Raw genomic sequence first — 25,633 nt, 5'->3', positions numbered from 1 at the left:
ATTGGGTGCGCCTGTCACTGCGCAATGCATCCCCCCCCTTGTAGGAGCGAGCCTGCTCGCGATGGTTGTCAACGATAACGCGGGGAGCCTGACACCCTGCGTCACTCTTGGGTTCTTCGCGAGCAGGCTCGCACCTACATTCGTGCGGCCGAGGGTTGTCAGCCGCCGGTAGCGAGGTTCAAACTGCGGCCTTTGTCGCCGGTCGATCCTGGCGCCTTTCTGTTTATAAGCAATCGACGCACATAAGGTGTCGGGCGCATGCGTGATAACCATCAATTCAGGGACCCGGACATGGAACTGGTTGTAAAAAGCGTCAACCCCGAAACGTTGAAGACCGCCACTCTCGTGGTCTCCGTCGGCGAAGGCCGCAAGCTCGGCGGTGTTGCCAGACAACTCGACGAACTGAGCGGCGGCGCGATCAGCACTTTGCTCAAGCGCGGCGACCTGGCCGGCAAGGTCGGCCAGAGCCTGCTGCTGCACAGCCTGCCGAACCTCAAGGCCGAGCGTGTGCTGCTGGTGGGCGTTGGCAAGGACGACGAACTGGGTGACCGCCCGTTCCGCAAGATCATCGCCGGCATCCTCAATACCCTCAAAAGCCTGGGCGGCAGCGATGCGGTGCTGGCCCTGGATGAAGTGGTCGTCAAAGGCCGCGACAGTTATGGCAAGACCCGCCTGCTGGCCGAAACCCTGGTGGACGGCGAGTACAGCTTCGACCAGTTCAAGAGCCAGAAAGCCGAACCCCGCGCGCTGAAGAAAATCACCCTGCTGACCATCAAGGCCGCCCAGGCTGAAGTGCAACGCGCCGTGACCCACGCCACCGCCATCGCCAACGGCATGGCCTTCACCCGTAACCTGGGTAACCTGCCGCCGAACATCTGTCACCCGACCTTCCTCGGTGAGCAGGCCAAAGACCTGGGCAAAGAATTCAAGGACCTGAAAGTCGAAGTCCTCGACGAGAAGAAGATCAAGGCCCTGGGCATGGGCTCGTTCTACGCCGTCGGCCAGGGCAGCGCCCAGCCTCCGCGCCTGATCGTCATGCAATACAACGGTGGCAAGAAATCCGAGAAGCCGTACGCGCTGGTCGGCAAAGGCATCACCTTCGACACCGGCGGCATCAGCCTCAAGCCGGGTGCCGGCATGGATGAAATGAAGTACGACATGGGCGGCGCCGCCAGCGTGTTCGGTACCCTGCGTGCCGTGCTCGAGCTGAAGCTGCCGATCAACCTGGTGTGCATCCTGGCCTGCGCCGAAAACATGCCGAGCGGCAACGCTTCGCGCCCGGGCGACATCGTCACCACCATGAGCGGCCAGACCGTGGAAATCCTCAACACCGACGCCGAAGGCCGTCTGGTGCTGTGCGACGCCCTGACCTACTCCGAGCGCTTCAAGCCGCAAGCGGTCATCGACATTGCGACCCTGACCGGCGCCTGCGTGGTTGCCCTGGGTTCCCACACCTCGGGCCTGCTGGGCAACAATGACGAACTGATCGACCAACTGCTGAGCGCCGGCAAGGCTGCCGACGACCGCGCCTGGCAACTGCCGCTGTTCGATGAGTACCAGGAACAGCTGGACAGCCCGTTCGCCGACATCGCCAACATTGGCGGCCCGAAAGCCGGCACCATCACTGCGGCCTGCTTCCTGTCGCGCTTCACCAAGAACCTGAACTGGGCGCACCTGGACATCGCCGGCACGGCCTGGACCAGCGGCGGCAAGGACAAGGGCGCCACTGGCCGTCCGGTTCCCCTGCTGACCCAATACCTGCTGGACCGCGCCAAAGCCTGAAACCGTTGATGGGCGGCGGCGTCACTTTTCGGTGGCGCCGCTTGCCGCTCTGGAACCGCAATGACCAAAGTCGACTTCTATATCCTGCCCAGCGCCGATCCTTCGGCACGCCTGGACTTTGCCTGCAAGCTCACCGAGAAAGCCTGGCGCATGGGCCACCGCATCTACCTGCATTGCAGCGACGCGGCCCAGCGTGACGATCTCGATGCGCGGCTGTGGGCGTTCAAGGGCGAAAGCTTCGTGCCCCACGGCCCCGCCGACACCGAGCCTGAGGGTTTGATTGTCCTGGGGGTGGGCGATGACTGCGGTCAACATCAGGATTTGCTGGTCAATCTCGACCTGAAAGTCCCGGTCTTCGCCAACAGGTTCGCCCGGGTGGCGGAAGTGGTGGTGGAGGATCCGACGATCAGAGCGGCCGCGCGGGAGAGTTTCCGTTTCTACCGCGAACAGGGCTATCCTCTGCAAGATCACCGTTTACAGCGACTCTGAGCCTTCCAATGGACACTCCAAAACCGCTGCAACAGTCCGCGCACCTGCTGGACGACCTTGAGTCGATCCGCCAATTGCTCGGCGATGACAACCTGCAACCGCCTCTGCTGACCGACACGGTCGAGGAAGGTGATCAGGAACAGATTCCCATGTTGTTCGACGCCGTGAGCGAGCCTTCGCCACCCGTCGTACCGACAACGCCTGCCCCGATCGTTGAACCCGTCACCGCGGCAACGTCGGCGCCCGCCCCCAGCAAGAACCCGGATGACTTGCTGCACCTGGACAGCGAATTGCGCGCCGCCGCGCAATTGATCATGCAAGACGTGATCGACGATTTCGCCCCACACATCGAGACCGAAATCAAACGCCGCCTCAGTGCGCGACTGGAGCGCTTGTTGAACCAGTACAACGACTAACCACAACGCATATGGCTCTACTGTAGGAGCGAGCTTGCTCGCGAAGGACGTTAATGATTACGCGCGCTATCTGGATAAACGCGTCGCCCTCTAGTCTTTCGCGAGCAAGCTCGCTCCTACAGAAGAAGCAGCGTTCAGGTACTCAAGTAGCGTCCGATCAACGCGATCCCGCTGGCCAGCACCAGCCACGTCACCAAGCGCACAAACGCCTCGCGGGACAAGCGCATGGTCAGCCGTCGACCGAACCACAGCCCCAGCACCATCGCCGGCAACAGACAAACCGCCAACACCAGCAACGGCAGATCGGCATACACACCGGCGATTGCAAACAGGCTCAAACGCACCACCGTACTGCAACTGATCAGCGCACTCTGGGTGGCCCGGGCCGCCTCCTTGGGCAACCGGCTGTTCAAATAGATCGCATAGAGAAAACCGCCGCTGCCAAACAACGCGCCAAACATTCCGCCCACCGTCCCCATCGGCAGCGCCCACGCGGCGGACAACTGCGCCGGACGGACCTTTATCCACAGGCTGTAAATTGCATAGGCGCTGATAAACAGCCCCATCAGCAGCAGCAACAGGTCGGACTTGAGATTCAGCAGGAAAATCACGCCGAGGGTGCAGCCCACCGCCATGCACGGCAGCAACCGCAACAGCTCCGGCCTCGCCACATCTCGCCGTGACGGCAGCAGATTGCCGAATGCCGCGACAAAATCGAGCAGCACCAGCAACGGCACGATCTTCGACAGTGGCATGAACAGAATCAGAATCGGCCCCGCCACCAGCGCGGTGCCGAAACCGGCGATGCCGAACACGATGTAGGCCAGGGCGATGCCCGCACCGATTACCAGCCAGTCCAGCGGGCCAAAGGGCCATTGGTTCAACAGTTCAAACACATTCATCCGAACATCTTCCTTGATCACATGAGGCGACTTTACCTCTGTGGGAGCGAGCTTGCTCGCGATGGCGCTCTGTCTGGCAAATCAATGCTGAATTTGCGGGCCCCATCGCGAGCAAGCTCGCTCCCACATAAATGCCCTCAATGGATTTGTGAGCAGTCGTGGAGATTGCCAGGCAAATGCCTTTAAACTGCGCCCCATGATTAAAGATCCCTTTGCAAGACTCGGCCTGGACCGCGAAGTCCTGACCGTCAGCCAGCTCAACGGCCGTGCGCGGGTGTTGCTTGAAGACGTGTTCAGCAACATCTGGGTCGAAGGCGAAATCTCCAACCTCGCCCGCCCGGCTTCCGGCCACGTGTATTTCACCCTCAAGGACAGCGGCGCCCAGGTGCGTTGCGCGTTGTTCCGGCAGAACGCGGCACGGGTTCGTCAGGCCTTGAAAGACGGCCTGGCGGTCAAGGTGCGTGGCAAGGTCTCACTGTTCGAGGGACGCGGTGATTATCAGCTGATCCTCGACACCGTGGAGCCGGCCGGCGATGGCGCCTTGCGCCTGGCGTTCGATGCACTCAAGGAAAAGCTCAGCGCCGAAGGCCTGTTCAGTGCCGAGCGCAAGGTGCCGTTGCCGGCGCATCCGCAACGCATCGGCATCATCAGTTCGCCCACTGGGGCGGTGATCCGCGACATCATCAGCGTGTTCCGCCGTCGTGCACCGCAGGTGCAATTGACCCTGATCCCTACCGCCGTACAGGGCCGCGAAGCCACAGCGCAGATTGTCCGCGCCCTGAAACTGGCCGATGCCCGCGGTTTCGACGCACTGATCCTGGCCCGGGGCGGTGGCTCGCTGGAAGATCTCTGGTGCTTCAACGAAGAAGCCGTGGCCCGCGCCGTAGACGCTTGCGTGACGCCGATTGTCAGCGCGGTCGGCCATGAAACCGACGTGTCGATCAGCGACTTCGTGGCCGACGTGCGTGCGCCCACCCCTTCCGCTGCCGCCGAATTGCTGGCACCGGACTCCAGCGACCTGATGCGTCGGGTCGAAAGCCTGCACCGACGGCTGGTGATGCGCATGCGGGACCGCTTGATGCGCGACCGCCTGCGCCTGGAAGGCGTTTCCCGACGCCTGCGCCATCCCGGCGAGCGCCTGCGCCAGCAAGCGCAACGCCTGGATGACCTGGACATGCGCATGCGCCGCGCGTTCGAGCGCAGCCTCAACACCCGCCGCGAACGCTTGATCCGCCTGGAAACCCGTCTGGCTGCACAACATCCGGGCCGGCAACTGGCAATGCTTCGCCAGCGCCTCGACAGCCTGGCCGAACGCCTGCCGCGCGCGATCCGCGAAGGGCTGAAGAACCGTCGCCTGCAATTGCACAGCCAGATGCAGACACTGCATGTGGTCAGCCCGCTGGCGACCCTCGGCCGTGGCTACAGCATCTTGCTGGACGAGCGCGGCAACGCGATCCGCAACGCCGCGCAAACCCATACCGGCCAGCGCCTGAAGGCCAAACTGGGCGAAGGCGAACTGCAAGTACGGGTCGAAGACAATCACCTGACGCCCGTCACCCTTTCTTTACTGGATTGATCCATGCCGCGTTTCTTTGCTCCGTTGCTGTTGCTGCTCCTGACCTTCAACGCCCATGCCGACAGCTACATTACTCGCCAGTTGAACAAACCGGTGCCGGGAGGCGTTGCGGTGGTGGACCTTGGCACGTCCGCCCAGGCGCCAAAAGCCACTTATCAAGGCAAACCGGTGCTGGTAGTGAAGGAACAGAACAACTGGCTGGCCATTGTCGGCCTGCCGCTGACGGTCAAGCCGGGGGTTCAATCGGTCAGCAGCGGCGGCCGTAATCTGAATTTTACGGTTGGTAACAAGAAATACCCGGAACAGCGCATCACCCTGAAGAACACCCAACAGGTCAATCCGGACCCGGAAAATCTCAAGCGCATCGAGCGTGAACTGGCTGAGCAGATTACTGCCTACCGCACGTTCAGCCCCAACACCCCGAGCAACCTGCTGCTGGACAAACCGGTGAACGGGCCGCTGTCGAGCAAGTTCGGCGTGCGGCGCTTTTTCAACGGTGAAGAACGCAACCCCCACTCAGGCCTGGACTTCGCCGTACCCGGCGGTACGCCAATCAAGACCCCGGCCGCCGGGAAGGTGATCCTGATCGGCAACTATTTCTTCAATGGCAACACGGTGTTCGTCGACCATGGCCAGGGCTTTATCAGCATGTTCTGCCACATGTCGAAAATCGACGTGAAGGTGGGGCAGCCACTGGCCCGTGGTGACGTGGTCGGCAAAGTCGGCGCGACCGGCCGCGCGACCGGACCGCACATGCACTGGAACATCAGCCTGAACGATGCGCGGGTCGATCCGGCTATCTTCATTGGTGCGTTTCAGCCCTGAATCCTAGCCGAGGCCGATGGTCTCTTCGCGGGCAAGCCCGCTCCCACAGGGATTGCGCTGCACCTGTGGGAGCGAGCTTGCTCGCGATGGCAATATCACAGACACCGAAAGCAGTCCGGCAGTGTCACATCATCAATTGCGCACCACTCAAACCTCGCGCAAACAACAAAACAATCACTGCCAATCGCAGCAATAAAATCTCGATAAATACCCGCTCACGAGTATTCCTCTCAATTTTTTTCGACTGCTTGCCATCTTTCCCCCCCAAGGTTAGGGTTGAAGGCATGAAAACCTCTCACACCCTCATTCAGCTCCGCCAGCACCGCAGCCTGTGCCTCGTCAGTGCACGACTGCCGGGCTGAATCGTGGTGCCTCGTCCCAAGCGTTAGTCCAAGAACTTTTGATCCACCGGCAGGCCGCCTTTTTTCGGCCAACACAATAAGGATTTCCTGATGAGCATGCTCAAAGACCCGTCTTCGAAATACCGCGCGTTCCCGACCATCGACATTCCGGACCGCACCTGGCCGTCGAAAACCATCACCGCCGCGCCGATCTGGTGCAGCTCCGACCTGCGCGACGGCAACCAGTCGCTGATCGAACCGATGGACGCCGTCAAGAAGCTGCGTTTCTGGAAAACCCTGGTGCAGGTCGGCGTGAAGGAAATCGAAGCATCGTTCCCGGCCGCCTCGCAAACCGACTTCGACTTCGTCCGCACCCTGATCGAAGGCAACCACATCCCGGACGACACCACCATCCAGGTGCTGACCCAGGGCCGTGAAGACCTGATCGAGCGCACCTTCGAATCCCTGCGCGGCGCGAAGAAAGCCATCGTTCACCTGTACAACGCGACCTCCCCTTCCTTCCGCCGCATTGTCTTCAACCAGGACAAGGACGGGGTCAAGGCCATCGCCGTGAACGCCGCCAAGCTGTTCGTCAAATACGCGGCCATGCAGCCGGACACCGAGTGGACCTTCGAATACTCGCCGGAAACCTTCAGCGCCACCGAAATGGAGTTCGCCAAGGAAGTCTGCGACGCGGTGATCGAAGTCTGGAACCCGACGCCCGAGCACAAGATGATCCTCAACCTGCCGGCCACGGTGGAATGCGCGACGCCGAACATCTATGCCGACCAGATCGAATGGTTTGGCCGTCACATCAACCGTCGTGACAGCGTGATCATCAGCCTGCACACCCACAACGACCGTGGCACCGGCGTTGCCGCCACCGAACTGGGCCTGATGGCTGGCGCCGACCGTGTCGAAGGCTGCCTGTTCGGCAACGGCGAGCGTACCGGTAACGTCGACCTCGTGACCGTGGCGTTGAACCTCTACACCCAGGGCGTGAACCCTGAGCTGGACTTCTCCGACATCGACGGCGTGCGCAAAGTCGTCGAAGAGTGCAACCAGATCCAGGTGCACCCGCGTCACCCGTACGTCGGCGACCTGGTGCATACCGCGTTCTCCGGCTCGCACCAGGATGCGATCCGCAAGGGCTTTGCCCAGCAGAAACCGGACGCACTGTGGGAAGTACCGTACCTGCCGATCGACCCGGCCGACATCGGCCGCAGCTACGAGGCGGTCATCCGCGTCAACAGCCAGTCGGGCAAGGGCGGTATCGCCTACCTGCTGGAACAGGAATACGGCATCAGCCTGCCGCGTCGCATGCAGATCGAGTTCAGTCAGGTCGTGCAGCGTGAAACCGACCGCCTGGGCCTGGAAATGACCGCCCAGCAGATCCACGCATTGCTGCACAGCGAGTACTTGCAGGCCAACACCCCGTACGCGCTGGTCAGCCATCGCCTGCAGGAAGAAAACGGTCACAGCGCCGTCGAAGTGGAAGTGGCCAGCCAAGGCCAGGGCGAGACTAACCTGCACTGGCGCGGCAAGGGCAACGGCGCCCTGGAGGCGCTGGTGGCCGGCCTGCCGGTACCGGTGGAAATCATGGACTACAATGAGCACGCCATCGGCGCTGGCACCAATGCCAAGGCTGCGGCCTACATTGAACTGCGAGTGAACGGCGAACGCGCGGTGCATGGCGTCGGCATCGACGAAAACATCACCACCGCCAGCTTCAAGGCCCTGTTCAGCGCACTGAACCGTTCGCTGAGCCAGCCGGAAGCGAAAGCGGCGTAACCCATCGCTGAAATGCAAAAGGCCTCAAGGTGCGAACCTTGGGGCCTTTTTGTTTGCCTGCCTGTTTTTGTATTGCTTGTCCCGGCCCCATCGCGAGCAAGCTCGCTCCCACATTTGATCGGTGTGAACGCGGTCACTGTGGGAGCGAGCTTGCTCGCGATGAGGCCCTGTCAGACAGTAAAGATTTCAGGTGAACTCGAAGGTATCGGCATCCAGATTCGCCGGAAACCGCGTGCGATACGCCGCCAGTTCCGCCGCATCCAGCACCACCTTGAACACCCCGTCAGCCTCTCCGGCACTGAGCAGCGTCTCGCCCTGGAAATCCAGGACCTGGCTGTCACCGGTATACGCAAAACCTTTGCCATCCGTGCCAATACGGTTCACCGCCGCCACATAGCACAGGTTCTCGATCGCCCGCGCCGGCAGCAAGCGGTTCCAGTGCTGGCGCCGCGCACCGGGCCAGTTGGCGGTGTACAGCAGCAGATCGGTGTCCTGGGCGTCACGGCTCCACACCGGGAAGCGCAGGTCGTAGCAAATCAGCGGCCGTACTCGCCAGCCCTTGAGCTCGAACTGCACCTGGCGCTCGCCGGGGGTGTAGTGGTTATGCTCACCGGCCATGCGGAACAGATGACGCTTGTCGTAATGCCACACCTCGCCATCCGGGCGTGCCCACAACAGGCGATTGCGATGACTGCCGTCGGCGGCCTGGACGATCACGCTACCGGTGATCACCGCATCAAGCCTCAAAGCCTGAGCCCGCAGCCATTTGCTGGTGGGGCCGTTTTCCGCTTCGGCGAGGGCTTCCGACTCCATGGAGAAACCGGTGGTGAACATCTCCGGCAAAATGATCAGGTCGGCACCGCGAGCCTGCTCCAGCAACGGTTCGAAATGCTCGAGGTTGGCCTGGCGGTCGTGCCAGGCCAGGGACGTCTGGATCAGCGCAACGGTCAGTTTCGGCAATGCACTCAGATCACGCATAGTTTTTCCGCCGCTTCACGCAGGGTCTCCTCACGCTTGGCAAAGCACAGCCGCACCAGGCGTTGGCCGACCGGTGGCGTCTGGTAGAACACCGAGATCGGGATACTGGCCACGCCGTGCTCGCGAGTCATCCACAGGGCCATCTCGACGTCATTGAGGTCCGGGCGGATCTGCGAGTAATCGACCAACTGGAAATAGGTGCCGGTCACCCGGGTGAAACTGAAACGCGACGGCACCAGCAGATCGCAGAACAGATCACGCTTGGCCTGATAGAAAGCAGGCAGCTCTTCGACGTGCTCGGGATGCTCGGCCATAAAATCGGCCAAGGCATATTGCAGCGGCGTCACACCACAGAAATTGACGTACTGGTGCACCTTGCGCAATTCCGCCGTCAGGGCCGGCGGTGCGATCACATAACCGGTTTTCCAGCCGGTGACGTGGTAGGTCTTGCCGAACGAACTGACCACGAATGCACGCTGATACAGCTCTTCATGGGCCAGCACGCTGACGTGAGGCACGCCGTCATACACCAGATGTTCATAGACTTCGTCGCTGATCACATAGATATCGCGATCACGGATTAACGTCGCCAACTGGTCGAGTTCGTCACGGCTGATCAACGCACCGCTAGGGTTGTGCGGGGTGTTGAGAATGATCATCCGCGTGCGCGGGCTCAGTGCCTCAGCAAGCTTCTCGAAGTCGATACTGAAATCGTTCAGGCCCAGTTGCACATGCACGCAACGGCCGCCTGCCAGCTCCACCGAAGGTTCGTAGCTGTCGTATGCCGGGTCAAACACAATGACTTCGTCACCGCTGTGGATAACCGCCTGAATGGCACAGAAAATCGCCTCGGTCGCGCCGGGGGTGACCGTCACTTCAGTATCCACATCTACCTGTGCGCCATAACTGCGGGCGATCTTCGCCGCGATCTGCTGACGCAACACCGGCAGCCCGGTCATTGGCGAATACTGGTTATGGCCGCTGGCGATATGCCGGCCGACCGCATCGCACAGGGCCTGCGGGGCCGCGAAATCGGGAAAACCCTGGGACAGATTGAGCGCGCCGGTCTGAGCCGCGAGCTGAGACATCTGAGTGAAGATAGTGATGCCGACATTCGGCAGCTTGCTGGTGATCATCGGTGGTTCCCTGCTCTACACCCGGCTCTACGGCGGCGCGGGGGAGTCCGAGGATAGCCCAAACGGCAAGCATGAAAAAGGGCGCCTTATAGACGCCCTTCTTCAATTGATCACCGCCGTACCTTGTGGCGAGCGGGCTTGCCCGCGTTGGGTCGCGAAGCGACCCCAATCCTGCGATCTCGGTGTGTCTGGTAGACCGCACTTGCAGGTATTGCGGCTGCTGCGCAACCGAACGGGGGCAAGCCCCCTCGCCACAACAAGCCCACCCCAAAAGAGTGAGCAAGCGCTGAATCAGCGCTTGTCGCGACGCTTCTTGTCGGCCTTCTTGTGGTGCGACATCAAGCGACGCTTCTTGTTGACCTGACGGTCGGTGAGCGTGTTCTTGTTGCCTTCGTATGGGTTCTCGCCACCCTTGAACTCGATGCGGATCGGCGTACCGACCAGCTTCAGCACACGGCGGTAGGTGTTTTCCAGGTAACGCACGTAGGACTTCGGCACCTTCTCGATCTGGTTGCCGTGGATCACGATGATCGGCGGGTTCGCGCCACCAAGGTGAGCATAACGCAGCTTGATCCGGCGGCTGTTGACCATCGGCGGCTGGTGCTCGCTGACCGCGTCTTCCAGGATCTGGGTCAGGCGACTGGTCGGCCAGCGGGTAACCGCGGACTTGAACGAGTTCTGTACCGACGCGTAGAGGTTGCCCACGCCAGTGCCGTGCAGTGCCGAGATAAAGTGAATATCGGCAAACTCGACGAAAAACAGACGACGCTGCAACTCGATCTTGACGAAGTCGCGCTCGCTCGGCGTCATGCCGTCCCACTTGTTGATCGCGATGACCAAGGCACGACCGGCCTCAAGGGCAAAGCCCAGCAGGTTGAGGTCGTGATCCACCACGCCTTCGCGGGCGTCCATCACGAAGATCACCACGTTGGCGTCTTTGATCGCTTGCAGGGTTTTGACCACGGAGAACTTTTCGACTTCTTCGTGGATCTTGCCGCGCTTGCGCACACCGGCGGTGTCGATCAGCGTGTACTTCTCGTCGTTACGCTCGAACGGGATGTAGATACTGTCGCGGGTGGTACCGGGTTGGTCGTAGACGATTACCCGGTCTTCCCCGAGCATGCGGTTGACCAGGGTCGACTTGCCGACGTTCGGACGGCCGATGATGGCGATCTTGATCCCGTCTTTTTCGCTTGGGCCAGGAATGCGCTTGGCTTCCTCGCCTTCGGCTACATCTTCTTCCTCGCCTTCTTCCAGCTCGTCTTCGTCTTTCGGGAAGTCACTCAGTGCGATTTCCAGCAACTGGGTGATACCACGGCCGTGGGCACCGGCGATCGGGATCGCGTGGCCCATGCCCAACGGGGCGAATTCGGCGCGGGCCATTTCCGGGTCGATGTTGTCGACCTTGTTGGCCACCACGTGGGAACGCTTGTTACGTTTGCGCAAATGCTCGGCGATCATCTGGTCGGCGGCGGTGAAACCGGCCTTGGCATCTACCAGGAACAGAACGACATCCGCTTCTTCAATGGCCAGCAGCGACTGCTCGGCCATCTTTTCGTCCATACCGTGCTCGTCACCGGAGATACCGCCGGTGTCGATCAGAATGTAGGAACGCCCTTGCCACTTGGCCTCACCGTACTGGCGATCACGGGTCAGACCGGACAAGTCGCCGACGATGGCGTCACGAGTCCTGGTCAGGCGGTTGAACAAGGTGGACTTGCCGACGTTCGGTCGGCCCACCAGGGCGATTACGGGAACCATGCGGCTCTCCACTTCGTTATTTCAGAAAATACAAAAGCCGCTGCGAGGCAGCGGCTGGTGCTCGGGGCAATCACCGTGTGTTTTTTTGCAGGAGCGAGCTTGCTCGCGAAAAACGCAAAGACACCGCGTTTATCCAGATTGCCAACGTAATCGTTGACGTCCATCGCGAGCAAGCTCGCTCCTACACTCTTACAAACGGTGAAGCAGCCTGGGGGGTTAACCCCAAGCATAGTCAAACCTTTACTTAATGGTCAGGGCTTCCAGTTTGCCGCTGTTGCCATATACATAAATCGTGTCACCCACCACCAGCGGACGGGCACGCAGGCCGTCGCTGTCGATGCGCTCGCGGCCGACGAAACGACCGTCCACCTGACTCAGCAGGTGCAGGTAACCTTCCAGGTCACCGACTGCAACGTAGCTGGAGAACACTTCCGGAGCCGACAGTTGACGGCGGGCCAGCGAGTCGTTGCTCCACAAGGCTGTGGTGGAACGCTCGTCGACGCCTTCAACGGTGCCCGAAGACAGGGTCACATAAACGGTACCGAAACCCTGGGCGACACCGGCATAGCTGGAAGCATCACGCTGCCAGAGCTGACGGCCGCTTTGCAGGTCCAGAGCAGCAACGCGCCCCTGATAGCTGGCGACATACAGCGTCTCGCCCGACAGCAGCAAGCCACCGTCGATGTCGACCACACGCTCCAGCTCCGAACGACCTTGCGGGATCGCTACGCGCTGTTCCCACACCGGTACGCCGTTGGAGATGTCCACGGCAACCACTTTACCGGTCGACAGGCCAGCCACCGCGAGGCGGTTGGTCACGATCGGCGCACTGGTGCCACGCAGGGTCAGTACCGCAGGCGTGCTGTCATAGATCCAGCGACGGTCACCGGTGGAGGCATCCAGGCCGATCAGACGATCGTCCTGGGTCTGAACCACCACGACGTCACCGTTGTTGGCTGGCGGCGCCAGTACTTCGCTGGACACGCGAGCGCGCCACTTTTCTTCACCGTTGATCGCGTCCAGGGCAACGATTTCACCCTTGATCGTACCAATGGTGACCAGACCGTAACCTACGCCAACGGCGCCGGAAACAGGCAACTCGAGGTCTTTCTTCCATTTGACATCGCCGGTGTTGCGGTCCATCGCCATCAACACGCCAGTGACGTCGGCGGCATAGATGGTATCGCCATCGATGGCCGGAACCAGCATGTTGTAGGTTTCGCCCTGACCGTCACCGATCGAACGACTCCACTGCTTGTGCAGAACCACTTCTTCCTTGAAGTCGACCAGTTCGGCCGGAGGCAGTTCTTTTTTGCTGTTGCTGCTGCAACCCGCGGCCAAAATGGCCAGGGCCAGCAATGCTGCATGTTTCCAACGAATCACGTCACGCATCCCCTTTGGCCAGGTCGTCCAGCTTGATTTGCAGGCCACCGACCGCCGCTTCATCCGACAGTGCCGCCTTGGCTTTTTGATACGCCGCGCTCGCCTCGTCAGTACGACCCAGCTGCACCAGCAGGTCACCCTTGAGCTCTTCGCGAGTGGCCAGGAATGCCTTGTCGGCATCGCCTTCGAGCAGCTTCAGTGCTTCGTCGGCCTTGTTCTGCGCGCCGAGTACCTGGGCCAGACGCTGACGGGCGATTTCGCCCAGCGCCGGGTTGGCCGGTTTGGCGACAATGGCCTTGAGCTCGGTGACCGCGTCGTCCAGCTTGCCGCTGTCGACCGCTACCTTGGCCACGAACAGGCTGCCGTACTGCGCATAGGCGCTGCCGCCGAACTCGCTGTTGAGCTTGCCGGCCAGGTCCGAAACACGGGCCGCATCAGGCTTGCCGTCAGGCGTCAGCGTGGTTTCGAGCAATTGCTGATAGAGAATCGAGGCGCCTTGCGACTGATTGCTCTGATACTTCTGGAACGCCTGCCAGCCGAACACGATGACCAGCGCCAACAGGCCGCCAGTGACCAGGGGCTTACCGTTGCGTGACCACCATTCCTTCAATTCCATCAAATGTTCGTCTTCGGTACTCGACACCCCAATACTCCTTAATCGCTAATTCGGCTGTTAAGACAGCTTCAACCCTGCACGACGCAGGTGGCCAGGTGTGCAGCAAGCGCATCCCAGGCAATGCTTTGTTGTTCGCCCTGGCCACGCAGGGGTTTGAAACCTACCACTTGCTGGGCCATTTCGTCGTCACCGAGGATCAGCGCGTACAGCGCGCCGCTCTTGTCGGCCTTCTTGAACTGGCTTTTGAAACTGCCGGCGCCGGCATTCACTTGCAGGCGCAGGTTGGGCAACTGGTCACGCACGCGCTCTGCGAGGGTCAGGCCGGCCAGTTCGGCGGCTTCACCGAAAGCGCAGAGGTAGACGTCGACCTGACGGGAGATCTCTTGCGGGATCTGCTCCAGGGTTTCGAGCAACAGCACCAGGCGTTCGATGCCCATGGCAAAGCCAACGCCAGCGGTCGGCTTGCCGCCCATCTGCTCCACCAGACCGTCGTAGCGGCCACCGGCACACACGGTGCCCTGGGCGCCAAGTTTGTCGGTGACCCATTCGAAAACGGTCTTGCTGTAGTAGTCCAGCCCGCGAACCAGCTTCGGGTTGATCACATAAGGAATGCCGGCGGCGTCCAGACGAGCCTTGAGGCCCTCGAAATGCACGCGGGATTCTTCGTCGAGGTAGTCGGCCATTTTCGGCGCATCGACCAGAATCGCCTGCGTCTCGGCGTTCTTGGTGTCCAGGACCCGCAACGGGTTGGTCTTCAGGCGGCGCTGGCTGTCTTCGTCCAGCTTGTCCAGATGCCGGGACAGGAACTCGACCAGTGCCTCGCGATAACGACCGCGAGACTCGCTGGTGCCCAGGCTGTTGAGCTCGAGCTTGACCGCATCGCGGATGCCCAGTTCGCCCCACAGGCGCCAGGTCAGCACGATCAACTCGGCGTCGATGTCCGGACCGTCGAGGTTGAACACTTCGACACCGATCTGGTGGAACTGGCGATAACGGCCTTTTTGCGGACGCTCGTGGCGGAACATCGGACCGATGTACCAGAGTTTCTGAACCTGGCCGCCGCCGGTGATGCCGTGTTCCAGCACCGCGCGCACACAGGCCGCCGTGCCTTCAGGGCGCAGGGTCAGGGAGTCGCCGTTGCGGTCGTCGAAGGTGTACATCTCTTTTTCGACGATGTCGGTCACTTCACCGATGGAACGCTTGAACAGTTCGGTGAACTCGACGATCGGCATGCGGATCTGCTTGTAACCGTAGTTATCCAGCAGACGCGAAACGGTGCCTTCAAAATGACGCCACAGGGGAGTCTGTTCGGGCAGGATGTCGTTCATGCCACGAATGGCTTGCAGAGACTTGCTCACTTTAAATCCTTAAATTCATGCGGCTCGTTAGTCGGACTCAGCCGCGCGCAATGACTGCGGCGTCGGCTTCGACCTTTTCGGCCGCTTTCTGGCGGATCAAGCGTTCAAGCTCATCCACCAGATTGTCATTCGTCAGCTTCTGCGACGGCTTGCCGTCGATGTAAATCAGGTTCGGCGTGCCGCCGGTCAAGCCGATATGGGCTTCCTTGGCTTCGCCCGGGCCATTGACCACGCAACCGATAACCGCGACATCCAGCGGCACCAGCAAATCCTCGAGGCGCCCTTCCAGCTCGTTCATGGTCTTGACCACATCGAAGTTCTGCCGCGAGCAGCTCGGGCAGGCGATGAAGTTGATGCCACGGGAACGCAGGTGCAGGGATTTGAGAATGTCGTAGCCGACTTTCACTTCCTCGACCGGGTCGGCCGCCAACGAGATGCGGATAGTATCGCCAATCCCTTCGGCGAGCAGCATACCGAGGCCCACGGCAGATTTCACCGTGCCGGAACGCAATCCACCGGCTTCGGTGATGCCCAAGTGCAGCGGCTGGACGATTTCCTTGGCCAGCAAGCGGTAGGCTTCGACGGCCATGAACACATCGGAGGCTTTCACGCTGACCTTGAAGTCCTGGAAGTTCAGGCGCTCAAGGTGCTCGACGTGGCGCAAGGCAGACTCGACCAGCGCTGCCGGGGTCGGCTCGCCGTATTTCTTTTGCAGGTCTTTTTCCAGGGAACCGGCGTTCACGCCGATACGGATCGGGATCCCGCGGTCACGGGCGGCATCCACCACCGCACGCACGCGGTCTTCGCGACCGATGTTGCCCGGGTTGATCCGCAGGCAATCGACACCCAGTTCGGCTACGCGCAAAGCGATCCGGTAGTCGAAGTGAATGTCGGCAACCAAGGGTACTTTGACCAGCTGCTTGATCTTGCCGAAGGCTTCGGCGGCGTCCATGTCCGGTACGGAGACCCGCACGATATCGACGCCGGCCGCTTCCAGGCGATTGATCTGCGCGACGGTGGCCGCAACATCGTTGGTGTCGCTGTTGGTCATGCTCTGCACAGCGATAGGCGCATCGCCGCCAACAGGCACGTTACCGACCCAGATTTTGCGGGATTCGCGACGTTTGATTGGAGATTCGCCGTGCATGACTTATTGACCCAACTTCAGGCGAGCAGTCTCGCCACTGGTGAACGGAGCGACATCAACCGGCTGGCCGTTGTAGCTGACCTGAGCGCCACGGGCAAAGCCCAGACGCACGGCAAACGGTGGTTTGCCATTGATTGCCAGGCTGTCGCCTTTGCGTTTGAGACCACTGAACAGCACCTTGCCGCTACCGTCGGTCACTTGTGTCCAGCAATCGGAAGTGAACTGCACCTGAACCTGGCCTTGACCGGCCACCGGCGCGGCTGCCGCTGGAGCAGGAGCGACAGGGGCTACCGGTGCAGTCGCCACCGGGGCCGGGACGGCAGGAGCCGCCGGAGCCGGAGCGGCCGGGGTCACTGGCGCTGCGACAACGGGCGCGGTGGTGTGCGCGGGTGCGGCTGGCGTGGTCGGCGCTACCAAGGCGGCTGGCGCAGTCGCCTGAGCCTGCTCTGGTGCTTCAGCCGGAGCGTCGGCCTGTGGCAGCGCGAGGGCGGTTACGCCTTCGTTCTGGCCTTCCACGACGGCCTGGTCTTCCGGCTCGTCCAGCGGGTGAATCTGTGTCGTACCGTCAGCGCCTTCGACTTCTACGTGCTCTGGTGCCAGACCGATCAGGTCCTTGGTGCGCATCGAGGTCTGATCCTGCCACCAGACGAAACCGCCACCGATCACCGCGACCAGCAACAGCAGGCTGACGATTCGCAAAATGGTGTGGGAAACCCGGACCGGCTCTTCAATACGGCCCAGGCTGTGAACATTGCTGCCCTGGGAGTCGGTACCGGTGGATTGATCGAATTGCTGGACCAGAACGGCCTGGTCCATGCCGAGCAATTTGGCATAGGCGCGAATGTAACCACGGGCAAAAGTATGCCCGGGCAGCTTGTCGAAGGCGCCGGCTTCCAGATTGCTCAGGGAAGTGGTGGTGAGGTTGAGCTTGAGGGCCACTTCGGCCAGCGACCAGCCATTGCTTTCGCGGGCCTGGCGCAAAGTCTCACCGGGGTTTACGCGATTCGCTGCTACAACTTCGGGATGCGCCGCTTTCATCATTGCTCCGACAGGTATTGCTGATATTCCGGCGTACCGGGATAGAGTCTTTTTAGTTGCAGGCCTGCACTTGCGGCCTTGTCGCGGTCTTCGAACACTTTTGCCAGCCGAACGCCGAGCAATAGACTACGTGCATTTTGCTCGGAGAGCTGGCTAAAACGGTCGTAATAGTCACGCGCAGGCACATAATGCCTGTCTTCGTAAGACAACTCAGCCATTTCCAGCAATGCACGTGGTTGTTGGCGGTTCAGGCGCAGGGCTTTTTCCAGTTGCTGCCGGGCCAGATCGCGCTGACCGAGCATCGCTGCGGTCATGCCCAGGTTCTCGAACACCCGCGAACGCTCAGGATACAGGGTATCGGCAGCGGCCTGTTCAAAGCGCTCGTAGGCTTCGTTGTAACGCTTCTGCTCGAACAGGAAACTGCCGTAGTTATTGAGGATTCGTGCATCGCCGGGACGGGAAGCCAGCGCCTTGCGAAAATGCTCGTCGGCAAGTTCCGGTTCCATCTCGGCCTGGAACACCAACCCCAGCGCCGCGTTGGCATCAGGGTCGGAGCCATCCAGCTCCAATGCTTTCTTCAACGGAACCTTGGCGCGTTCGGTCATGCCTTGTTGCAAATACCCGATACCGAGTTGCACATAGGCCTCACGCGCTTCATCACGGCCCTTGCTGGTCTTCATCGGGTTGTAATCACCCGAAAGCACGCAGCCAGCACACAGGCTGGCCAACAGCAAAAGCAGCGCAAAGCGCAGGGACATAGAGATCCTCTCTTGGTTATTTCGCGGCGTCTTGCGCTACATCGTTGTCGGCGTTGAGTTCACGCACGGCGATATAACGTTCGCTGCGACGGGTGCGATCCAGCACCTGCCCTACCAGTTGACCACAGGCCGCATCGATGTCTTCACCACGGGTGGTGCGGACGGTGACGTTGAAACCGGCATGATGAAGCTGATCCTGGAAACGACGAATGGCGTTGTTGCTCGGGCGCTCGTAACCGGAGTGCGGGAACGGGTTGAACGGGATCAGGTTGATCTTGCACGGGATGTTCTTGAGCAGCTCGATCATCTCCACGGCGTGCTCGACCTTGTCGTTGATATCTTTGAGCAAGGTGTACTCGATGGTCAGCACGCGCTTTTCGCCGAGATTCGACATGTAGCGCTGGCACGACTCGAGGAGCATCTTAAGCGGATACTTCTTGTTGATCGGCACCAATTGGTTACGCAATGCGTCATTCGGTGCGTGCAGGGACAACGCCAGGGAGACGTCGATGTGCTTGGAGAGCTCATCGATCATCGGCACCACGCCGGAGGTCGACAGGGTCACACGGCGCTTGGAAATGCCGTAGCCCAGGTCGTCCATCATCAAATGCATGGCCGCGACGACGTTGTCGAAGTTCAGCAGCGGCTCACCCATGCCCATCATCACCACGTTGGTGATGGCACGGTCGACGGTTGCCGGGACGCTGCCAAAGGATTTGTTGGCAATCCACACCTGCCCGATGACTTCGGCGGCGGTGAGGTTGCTGTTGAAGCCTTGCTTGCCGGTGGAGCAGAAACTGCAATCCAGGGCACAGCCTGCCTGGGACGAAACGCACAAGGTGCCGCGCTTGCCCTGGGGAATGTAAACGGTCTCGACGCAGCTGCCGGACGCCACGCGCACCACCCACTTGCGGGTGCCGTCGCTGGAGATGTCCTCGCTGACCACTTCCGGACCACGGACCTCAGCAACAACCTTGAGCTTTTCGCGCAAGGCCTTGCTGACGTTCGTCATGGCATCGAAATCATCGACACCAAAGTGGTGAATCCATTTCATTACCTGACCGGCACGGAAACGCTTCTCCCCGATTGAGTCGAAGAATTTTTCCATTTCCAGCTGGGTCAGACCCAGCAGGTTAGTTTTTACAGTCGATGTAGTCATGGATTCACCTTCACTCTTAAGCCAATGCTTAGCGAGTGGTTACTTCAGTAGCTGCGAAGAAGTACGAGATTTCGCGAGCGGCAGCGGCTTCGGAGTCCGAACCGTGTACGGCGTTGGCGTCGATGGAATCAGCGAAGTCAGCGCGGATGGTGCCGGCAGCAGCTTCTTTAGGGTTGGTAGCGCCCATCAGCTCACGGTTCAGAGCGATAGCGTTTTCGCCTTCCAGAACCTGAACGACAACCGGACCGGAGATCATGAAAGCAACCAGGTCGTTGAAGAAACCACGAGCGCTGTGCTCAGCGTAGAAGCCTTCAGCTTCGGCTTTGGACAGTTGCTTCAGTTTCGAAGCTACAACGCGCAGGCCAGCTTTTTCGAAACGAGTGGTGATCTCGCCGATAACGTTTTTAGCAACGGCGTCAGGCTTGATGATGGAGAAAGTACGTTGAACAGCCATGGTGTAACTCCAGAAACGGTAATTTACGAAAAATTAAACCCGCGAATTATACGCGGGTTCTCGGGTATTGCCTAACCTGCTCGACAGACTCAGTCTGCCTCTTCGATCCAGGCGGCCTGAATGGCTTCAAGCACTTTCTCGCCGCCGCGGGTCGGATCATCGCTGAACTCCGGCAATGCCAGCACCCATTGGTGCAGATCGACGAAGTTCACGTAACGCGGGTCCACCTCAGGCTTGCTTTCAGCCAACTGGATCGCGATTTCCAGCACATCAACCCATTTCAGACTCATTTCAGATCCTTGAATCAGTGCGGTGCTTCGGCCGCATGGTTGAGCGAATACTTCGGAATCTCGACGGTCAGGTCTTCGGTACCGACCTTGGCCTGGCACCCCAGACGGGACTCGCGCTCAAGACCCCAAGCCTTATCAAGGTAGTCCTCTTCCAGCTCGTCAGCCTCTTCCAGCGAGTCGAAACCCTCGCGGATGATGCAGTGGCAAGTGGTGCAGGCACAAACGCCGCCACAGGCACTTTCCATCTCGATGTGGTGCTCGTGGGCCAGTTCGAGGATGGAAATACCCGTCTCAGCCTCAACAACCATGCCTTCGGGGCAAAACTTCTCGTGTGGCAGAAAAATGACCTGCGGCATCGTTATTCCTCAATCTCATTCAGGTTGCGCCCCGCCAGCGCGGCTTTCACCGTCGAGTCCAGGCGGCGGGCAGCAAAGGCGTCGGTCACTTGCGACAGACGCTTGGTCTGCTGCTCGATGGCGTAACCATCGGTACCTTTCATCAGTTCGGTCAGTTCCTGCACTTGCAGGTCGATGACCATGCGCTCGTCGGCGTCGAGCAGTCGGTCGCCGTCGGCCTCCAGGGCAGCCTGCACCGCTTCGATCAGGCGCTGGGCATCGACCTGCTGCTCACGCAGTACCCGGGCAACCTTGTCATCGTTGGCGTGCTGGAACGAATCCTTGAGCATCTTGGCGATTTCGCCGTCGGTCAGACCGTAGGACGGCTTGACCTGGATGCTGGCTTCGACGCCCGAACCCAGTTCGCGGGCGGAAACACTGAGCAAGCCATCGGCATCGACCTGGAAGGTCACGCGAATCTTCGCTGCGCCGGCCACCATCGCTGGAATGCCACGCAGCTCAAAGCGCGCCAGGGAGCGGCAGTCGCTGATCAGCTCGCGCTCGCCCTGCAACACGTGGATTGCCATGGCCGACTGGCCGTCTTTGTAAGTGGTGAAGTCCTGGGCACGAGCGACGGGGATGGTGGTGTTGCGTGGAATCACCTTCTCCATCAGACCGCCCATGGTTTCGAGCCCCAGGGACAACGGAATCACGTCGAGCAGCAGCAGTTCATCGCCATCGCGCTTGTTGCCGGCCAGGGTATCGGCCTGGATCGCAGCACCGATGGCCACCACTTGATCCGGATCGATTTCAGTCAGCGGCTGGCGACCGAAGGCTTCGGCGACGGCTTCACGAACGCGAGGCACGCGAGTCGAACCACCAACCATGACCACGGCATGCACGTCTTCCAGTTCGACACCGGAATCACGCACCGCGCGGCGGCAGGCTTTCAGGCTGCGCGCGACCATCGGCTCGATCAGCGCATCAAAGGCTTCACGGGTCAGCTCGGCTTTCCAGGCGCCATGCGCCACTTCGACCGACGAGGCACTGGTCAGCGCTTCTTTAGCGGCGCAGGCAGTCTGCAGCAGTTGACGCTGCGCGCCCGGATCAAGGTCGGCCGACAAACCGGCGCCCTCAATGATCCAGCCAGCAATCGCGTGGTCGAAGTCATCGCCACCCAGGGCGCTGTCGCCGCCAGTGGCCAACACTTCGAAGACACCGCCGGTCAGGCGCAGAATCGAAATATCGAAGGTGCCGCCGCCCAGGTCATAAATCGCGACCAGGCCTTCGGCGTGCTGGTCCAGACCGTAAGCCACGGCTGCCGCGGTCGGCTCATTGAGCAAGCGCAACACGTTCAGACCGGCCAGCTTGGCCGCGTCCTTGGTGGCTTGACGCTGAGCGTCGTCGAAATAGGCCGGAACGGTGATCACCGCGCCCACCAGCTCACCGCCCAGGGTCGCTTCGGCACGCTGACGCAGGACCTTGAGGATGTCGGCGGAGACTTCCACCGGGCTTTTCGGGCCCTGGATCGTCTCGATGAACGGCATGTGCGATTCGCCACCGACAAAGCGGTACGGCAACTGATCACCCAGCTGCTTGACGTCGGACAGACCACGACCCATCAAGCGCTTGACCGACAGCACGGTGTTCAAAGGATCGGTGGCGGCGGCCAGCTTGGCGGATTCGCCAACTTCGACGCGATCGGCGTGGTAGCGCACGGCAGACGGCAGGATGACCCGCCCTTCTGCGTCAGCCAGAGGCTCGGAAAGTCCACTGCGCAATGCAGCGACCAGCGAATTGGTAGTGCCCAAGTCGATCCCCACAGCCAGACGACGCTGGTGCGGTTGAGGACTTTGGCCGGGTTCGGCGATCTGCAGTAGGGCCATCGTTATCAGGACTTATCTGTATATCAGGCGTGCGACCGGAGCGGCACTGGGTTAATCGTCGAGGCGCTCTTCTAACTGGCGCACTTCGTAGGTGAGCTTGTCGAGGAACTGCATGCGCCGCATCAGGCGTTCGGCCCGTTCACGGTGCGCGGCATCGTTCCAGCAAGCTGCGAAGCTTTGGTTCAGTTCATCCTGGGCAGCCTTGAGGCGGCGCTTGAAGACGGCAACGCCATTCAGGTCGGCGCTGTCCTGCAGGTCTTCGAGCTCTTCGCGCAACTCCATTTGCTGCAGCAGAAACTCCGGATCATGCACCGTGACCTCCAGCGGCAGCTCGCCACCATTCAAGGCGAGCAGGTAACGCGCGCGCTTGGGTGGACTCTTGAGCGTCTGGTAGGCCTCGTTGAGGCTCGCGGATTGTTCCAGCGCCAACCGCTGCTCGCGCTCGGAAGCGTCAGCAAAACGGTCCGGATGAACGCCGCGCGCCAACTCACGGTAGCGCGTAGCCAGCTGATCGAGATCCAGATCGAAACTCGGTTGCAGCTCAAATAAAGCGAAATGACAAGGAGTACCCACGACAAGCCTCAGATGTTGAAGCTTTCGCCGCAGCCACATTCACCGCGTACGTTGGGGTTGTTGAACTTGAAGCCTTCGTTCAACCCTTCCTTGACGAAATCGAGTTCGGTGCCGTCCAGGTAGGCCAGGCTCTTCGGGTCGATGATCACTTTCTCGCCGTGACTCTCGAACACCTGGTCCTCTGCAACCACCTCGTCGACAAACTCCAGCACGTAGGCAAGGCCGGAACAGCCCGTGGTGCGAACACCCAGACGAATCCCTTCACCTTTGCCGCGCCCGTCGAGGGAGCGCCGCACGTGTCGAGCAGCCGCTTCTGTCATGCTGATAGCCATCGGTGACTCCTTACTCGTCGCCAAAACTCGAAAATCAGATCAAGCCTTTCTTCTGCTTGTAATCGCGAACAGCCGCCTTGATGGCGTCTTCAGCGAGTACCGAGCAGTGGATTTTCACTGGCGGCAGGGCCAGTTCTTCAGCCAGCTGGGTGTTCTTGATGGTTTCCGCTTCGTCCAGGGTCTTGCCCTTCATCCACTCGGTGGCGAGGGAGCTGGAAGCGATAGCCGAACCGCAGCCGTAAGTCTTGAACTTGGCATCTTCGATGATGCCGGCTTCGTTGACCTTGATCTGCAGGCGCATCACGTCGCCGCACGCCGGAGCGCCGACCATGCCGGTGCCGACATCAGGATCTTCCGCGTCCATCTTGCCGACGTTGCGCGGGTTTTCGTAGTGGTCGATGACCTTTTCGCTGTAAGCCATGATTCTCAATCCTCACTCATCAGGGCCGCTCTTGAGACCCTGTAGTTACGCTGCGTGGACCGCCGCGCTGCTACAGGACCCGTATCCGGCGGCTTCTTTGTTTAGTGTGCCGCCCACTCGATCTTCGAGATATCGACGCCGTCTTTGTACATGTCCCACAGCGGCGACAGAGCGCGCAGCTTGGTAACGGCCTCGCAAACTTTCTGCGCGGCGTAATCGATTTCTTCTTCGGTGGTGAAACGGCCGAAGGTGAAGCGGATCGAGCTGTGTGCCAGTTCGTCGTTGCGGCCCAGGGCGCGCAGTACGTACGAAGGCTCAAGGGACGCCGAGGTGCATGCCGAACCGGACGATACTGCCAGATCCTTGAGCGCCATGATCAGCGACTCGCCTTCAACGTAGTTGAAGCTCAGGTTCAGGTTGTGCGGAACGCGGGCGGTCATGCTGCCGTTGACGTACAGCTCTTCCAGGTGCTCGACCTGCTTGTAGAAACGGTCGCTCAACGCCTTGATGCGCGCGTTCTCGGCAGCCATGTCTTCCTTGGCTACGCGGAAAGCTTCACCCATGCCCACGATCTGGTGGGTCGCCAGGGTGCCGGAACGCATGCCGCGCTCGTGACCGCCACCGTGCATGGTCGCTTCGATACGCACGCGCGGCTTGCGGCTTACGTACAGGGCGCCGATGCCTTTAGGACCGTAGGTCTTGTGGGCGGAGAACGACATCATGTCGACTTTCAGCTTCTGCAGGTCGATCTCGACCTTGCCGGTGGACTGAGCGGCGTCGACGTGGAACAGGATGCCCTTGGAACGGAGCAGTTCGCCGATCGCTGCGATGTCGTTGACGGTGCCGATTTCGTTGTTCACGTGCATGACCGAAACCAGGATGGTGTCGTCGCGCAGTTCGGCTTCGATCATCTCCGGGGTCACCAGGCCATCGGTACGAGGCTCGATGTAGGTCACTTCGAAGCCTTCACGCTCCAGTTGGCGCATGGTGTCCAGGACAGCCTTGTGCTCAATCTTGGTGGTGATCAGGTGCTTGCCTTTGGTGGCATAGAAATGTGCCGCACCCTTGATTGCCAGGTTGTCGGATTCGGTGGCACCGGAGGTCCAGACGATTTCACGCGGGTCGGCGTTGACCAGGTCAGCGACCTGACGACGAGCGTTTTCAACGGACTCTTCAGCTTTCCAGCCGAACACGTGGGAACGGGACGCCGGGTTACCGAAGTTTCCGTCGACCAGCAGGCATTCACTCATTTTTTGCGCAACACGGGGATCAACCGGGGTGGTCGCAGAGTAATCAAGGTAAATCGGCAATTTCATGGACTATCTCCTAAATCAGGCTGGCTGGCGTGCCGCTAGCTCTTTGGCTGTCATTCGACGGCGGACGCTTCAATCTTGTCCAGGCGTGGCGCCTTGCTGTTGCAACGGCGCTGGTCCTGACGCTGGGCTACTTCTTGCACCTCACGGCGAGTCACAAGGTCAGCCAAGCTGATACCGCTCAGAAATTCGTGAATTTGCAGGCTCAGATCGCACCACAAGTGGTGGGTCAGACAGGTGTCGCCTTGATGGCAATCACCCTGGCCCTGGCATTTGGTTGCATCGACCGATTCGTTCACCGCATCGATCACCTGGGCGACCTGGATGCCCTGCATGTCGCGGGACAATTGGTAGCCACCACCCGGACCGCGCACGCTGGACACCAGATTGCTGCGGCGCAGCTTGGCGAAAAGCTGTTCGAGGTAGGACAGGGAGATGCCTTGGCGCTCGGAGATATCGGCCAGGGACACGGGCCCGTGCTGCGCGTGTAACGCCAGGTCAAGCATGGCGGTCACGGCGTATCGGCCTTTTGTAGTCAGTCGCATGGACAATTACCACGGAGTTCGGAATGAG

The 25,633-nt window shown here is 60.6% G+C and carries 28 protein-coding genes; 6 read left to right on the top strand and 22 right to left on the bottom strand.

Translation table 11 applies throughout. The features are described 5' to 3' along the window. Positions 1–291 precede the first annotated feature (291 nt). Genes AC1Q6Y_RS20035 through AC1Q6Y_RS20025 form a run of 3 tightly spaced genes read left to right on the top strand, consistent with a single transcriptional unit; the run spans position 292 to position 2,687 of the window. Positions 292–1,782: a leucyl aminopeptidase gene (locus AC1Q6Y_RS20035; protein WP_492625040.1), complete on the top strand. Its 1,491-nt coding sequence runs from the start codon at positions 292–294 to the stop codon at positions 1,780–1,782. Positions 1,783–1,842: 60 nt separating this feature from the next. Then, a complete protein-coding gene (locus AC1Q6Y_RS20030; protein WP_492625027.1) occupies positions 1,843–2,271 on the top strand; it encodes a DNA polymerase III subunit chi in 429 nt (142 codons plus the stop codon). A gap of 8 nt (positions 2,272–2,279) precedes the next feature. Then, positions 2,280–2,687 carry a hypothetical protein gene (locus tag AC1Q6Y_RS20025; RefSeq protein ID WP_057716287.1) on the top strand — a complete coding sequence of 136 codons (408 nt, stop codon included), beginning with the start codon at positions 2,280–2,282 and terminating at the stop codon, positions 2,685–2,687. A gap of 134 nt (positions 2,688–2,821) precedes the next feature. Here AC1Q6Y_RS20025 and AC1Q6Y_RS20020 read toward each other — a convergent pair whose 3' ends face one another. Then, entirely contained in the window at positions 2,822–3,589 is a 768-nt protein-coding gene (locus AC1Q6Y_RS20020; protein WP_057716288.1) for a sulfite exporter TauE/SafE family protein, read from the bottom strand. A 196-nt stretch (positions 3,590–3,785) separates the two neighbouring features. On the opposite strand from AC1Q6Y_RS20020, the gene xseA reads away from it, so the two are divergent. Both xseA and AC1Q6Y_RS20010 read left to right on the top strand, forming a co-directional pair. Next, positions 3,786–5,165: an exodeoxyribonuclease VII large subunit gene (gene xseA / locus AC1Q6Y_RS20015; RefSeq protein ID WP_223501091.1), complete on the top strand. Its 1,380-nt coding sequence runs from the start codon at positions 3,786–3,788 to the stop codon at positions 5,163–5,165. 3 nt (positions 5,166–5,168) lie between these two features. Beyond that, positions 5,169–5,990, top strand: a complete 822-nt coding sequence (locus AC1Q6Y_RS20010) for a peptidoglycan DD-metalloendopeptidase family protein (RefSeq protein ID WP_102670186.1) — start codon at positions 5,169–5,171, stop codon at positions 5,988–5,990. A gap of 124 nt (positions 5,991–6,114) precedes the next feature. On the opposite strand, the gene AC1Q6Y_RS20005 is transcribed toward AC1Q6Y_RS20010, so the two are convergent. Then, positions 6,115–6,276 (bottom strand): hypothetical protein, encoded by a 162-nt coding sequence (locus tag AC1Q6Y_RS20005; protein ID WP_167362849.1) that lies wholly within the window; start codon positions 6,274–6,276, stop codon positions 6,115–6,117. A gap of 166 nt (positions 6,277–6,442) precedes the next feature. On the opposite strand from AC1Q6Y_RS20005, the gene leuA reads away from it, so the two are divergent. Continuing rightward, entirely contained in the window at positions 6,443–8,122 is a 1,680-nt protein-coding gene (gene leuA / locus AC1Q6Y_RS20000; RefSeq protein ID WP_057716291.1) for a 2-isopropylmalate synthase, read from the top strand. Positions 8,123–8,308: 186 nt separating this feature from the next. Here leuA and AC1Q6Y_RS19995 read toward each other — a convergent pair whose 3' ends face one another. The 20 genes from AC1Q6Y_RS19995 to iscR all read right to left on the bottom strand — a co-directional run bounded on the left by AC1Q6Y_RS19995 (position 8,309) and on the right by iscR (position 25,605). Continuing rightward, a complete protein-coding gene (locus AC1Q6Y_RS19995; RefSeq protein ID WP_057716292.1) occupies positions 8,309–9,100 on the bottom strand; it encodes an amidohydrolase in 792 nt (263 codons plus the stop codon). Further along, a complete protein-coding gene (locus AC1Q6Y_RS19990) occupies positions 9,088–10,236 on the bottom strand; it encodes a pyridoxal phosphate-dependent aminotransferase (RefSeq protein WP_492625026.1) in 1,149 nt (382 codons plus the stop codon). Before AC1Q6Y_RS19990 ends, AC1Q6Y_RS19995 begins: the two co-directional genes overlap by 13 nt. Before the next feature lie 291 nt (positions 10,237–10,527). Next, complete coding sequence (der, locus tag AC1Q6Y_RS19985; protein ID WP_057716294.1) at positions 10,528–11,997, bottom strand: ribosome biogenesis GTPase Der; 1,470 nt, start codon at positions 11,995–11,997, stop codon at positions 10,528–10,530. After that, entirely contained in the window at positions 11,985–12,161 is a 177-nt protein-coding gene (locus AC1Q6Y_RS19980) for a hypothetical protein (protein WP_157858934.1), read from the bottom strand. The genes der and AC1Q6Y_RS19980 overlap by 13 nt, the downstream gene beginning before the upstream one ends. Before the next feature lie 76 nt (positions 12,162–12,237). Further along, positions 12,238–13,389, bottom strand: coding sequence for an outer membrane protein assembly factor BamB (gene bamB / locus AC1Q6Y_RS19975; protein ID WP_057716296.1), 1,152 nt, complete (start codon positions 13,387–13,389; stop codon positions 12,238–12,240). Continuing rightward, positions 13,382–14,023 (bottom strand): tetratricopeptide repeat protein, encoded by a 642-nt coding sequence (locus AC1Q6Y_RS19970; RefSeq protein ID WP_057716297.1) that lies wholly within the window; start codon positions 14,021–14,023, stop codon positions 13,382–13,384. Before AC1Q6Y_RS19970 ends, bamB begins: the two co-directional genes overlap by 8 nt. A gap of 41 nt (positions 14,024–14,064) precedes the next feature. Next, on the bottom strand, positions 14,065–15,354 hold the full coding sequence (gene hisS / locus AC1Q6Y_RS19965; protein ID WP_008053247.1) for a histidine--tRNA ligase: 1,290 nt from the start codon (positions 15,352–15,354) through the stop codon (positions 14,065–14,067). 37 nt (positions 15,355–15,391) lie between these two features. Then, positions 15,392–16,501 (bottom strand): flavodoxin-dependent (E)-4-hydroxy-3-methylbut-2-enyl-diphosphate synthase, encoded by a 1,110-nt coding sequence (gene ispG, locus AC1Q6Y_RS19960; RefSeq protein ID WP_003185136.1) that lies wholly within the window; start codon positions 16,499–16,501, stop codon positions 15,392–15,394. A gap of 3 nt (positions 16,502–16,504) precedes the next feature. Next, the gene (locus AC1Q6Y_RS19955) at positions 16,505–17,539 is read right to left on the bottom strand and encodes a RodZ domain-containing protein (RefSeq protein ID WP_492625025.1); all 1,035 of its coding nucleotides are present in this window, start codon (positions 17,537–17,539) and stop codon (positions 16,505–16,507) included. Continuing rightward, positions 17,539–18,297, bottom strand: a complete 759-nt coding sequence (gene pilW, locus AC1Q6Y_RS19950; RefSeq protein WP_090453237.1) for a type IV pilus biogenesis/stability protein PilW — start codon at positions 18,295–18,297, stop codon at positions 17,539–17,541. The genes AC1Q6Y_RS19955 and pilW overlap by 1 nt, the downstream gene beginning before the upstream one ends. A gap of 16 nt (positions 18,298–18,313) precedes the next feature. Further along, on the bottom strand, positions 18,314–19,456 hold the full coding sequence (gene rlmN, locus AC1Q6Y_RS19945; RefSeq protein WP_046040918.1) for a dual-specificity RNA methyltransferase RlmN: 1,143 nt from the start codon (positions 19,454–19,456) through the stop codon (positions 18,314–18,316). Positions 19,457–19,484: 28 nt separating this feature from the next. Beyond that, positions 19,485–19,910, bottom strand: coding sequence for a nucleoside-diphosphate kinase (gene ndk / locus AC1Q6Y_RS19940; protein ID WP_007903599.1), 426 nt, complete (start codon positions 19,908–19,910; stop codon positions 19,485–19,487). An 89-nt stretch (positions 19,911–19,999) separates the two neighbouring features. After that, positions 20,000–20,200, bottom strand: a complete 201-nt coding sequence (iscX, locus tag AC1Q6Y_RS19935; RefSeq protein WP_008070969.1) for a Fe-S cluster assembly protein IscX — start codon at positions 20,198–20,200, stop codon at positions 20,000–20,002. Between the two features lie 14 nt (positions 20,201–20,214). Next, positions 20,215–20,556 (bottom strand): ISC system 2Fe-2S type ferredoxin, encoded by a 342-nt coding sequence (gene fdx, locus AC1Q6Y_RS19930; RefSeq protein ID WP_007998670.1) that lies wholly within the window; start codon positions 20,554–20,556, stop codon positions 20,215–20,217. Between the two features lie 2 nt (positions 20,557–20,558). Further along, a complete protein-coding gene (gene hscA, locus AC1Q6Y_RS19925; protein WP_057716301.1) occupies positions 20,559–22,421 on the bottom strand; it encodes a Fe-S protein assembly chaperone HscA in 1,863 nt (620 codons plus the stop codon). Between the two features lie 51 nt (positions 22,422–22,472). Beyond that, a complete protein-coding gene (gene hscB / locus AC1Q6Y_RS19920) occupies positions 22,473–22,994 on the bottom strand; it encodes a co-chaperone HscB (protein ID WP_057716302.1) in 522 nt (173 codons plus the stop codon). A gap of 8 nt (positions 22,995–23,002) precedes the next feature. After that, a complete protein-coding gene (iscA, locus tag AC1Q6Y_RS19915) occupies positions 23,003–23,326 on the bottom strand; it encodes an iron-sulfur cluster assembly protein IscA (protein WP_003227904.1) in 324 nt (107 codons plus the stop codon). 34 nt (positions 23,327–23,360) lie between these two features. Next, positions 23,361–23,747 (bottom strand): Fe-S cluster assembly scaffold IscU, encoded by a 387-nt coding sequence (iscU, locus tag AC1Q6Y_RS19910; RefSeq protein ID WP_028620148.1) that lies wholly within the window; start codon positions 23,745–23,747, stop codon positions 23,361–23,363. A gap of 101 nt (positions 23,748–23,848) precedes the next feature. Beyond that, positions 23,849–25,063 (bottom strand): IscS subfamily cysteine desulfurase, encoded by a 1,215-nt coding sequence (locus AC1Q6Y_RS19905; RefSeq protein WP_057716303.1) that lies wholly within the window; start codon positions 25,061–25,063, stop codon positions 23,849–23,851. A 50-nt stretch (positions 25,064–25,113) separates the two neighbouring features. Next, positions 25,114–25,605: a Fe-S cluster assembly transcriptional regulator IscR gene (gene iscR / locus AC1Q6Y_RS19900; RefSeq protein WP_007903581.1), complete on the bottom strand. Its 492-nt coding sequence runs from the start codon at positions 25,603–25,605 to the stop codon at positions 25,114–25,116. Between the last annotated feature and the right edge of the window lie 28 nt (positions 25,606–25,633).

This window comes from Pseudomonas sp. GW823-FHT06E10 (assembly GCF_058794995.1).
The sequence above is the reverse complement of the archived record's forward strand: the minus strand, read 5'-3'. Positions and strand labels throughout refer to the sequence as shown.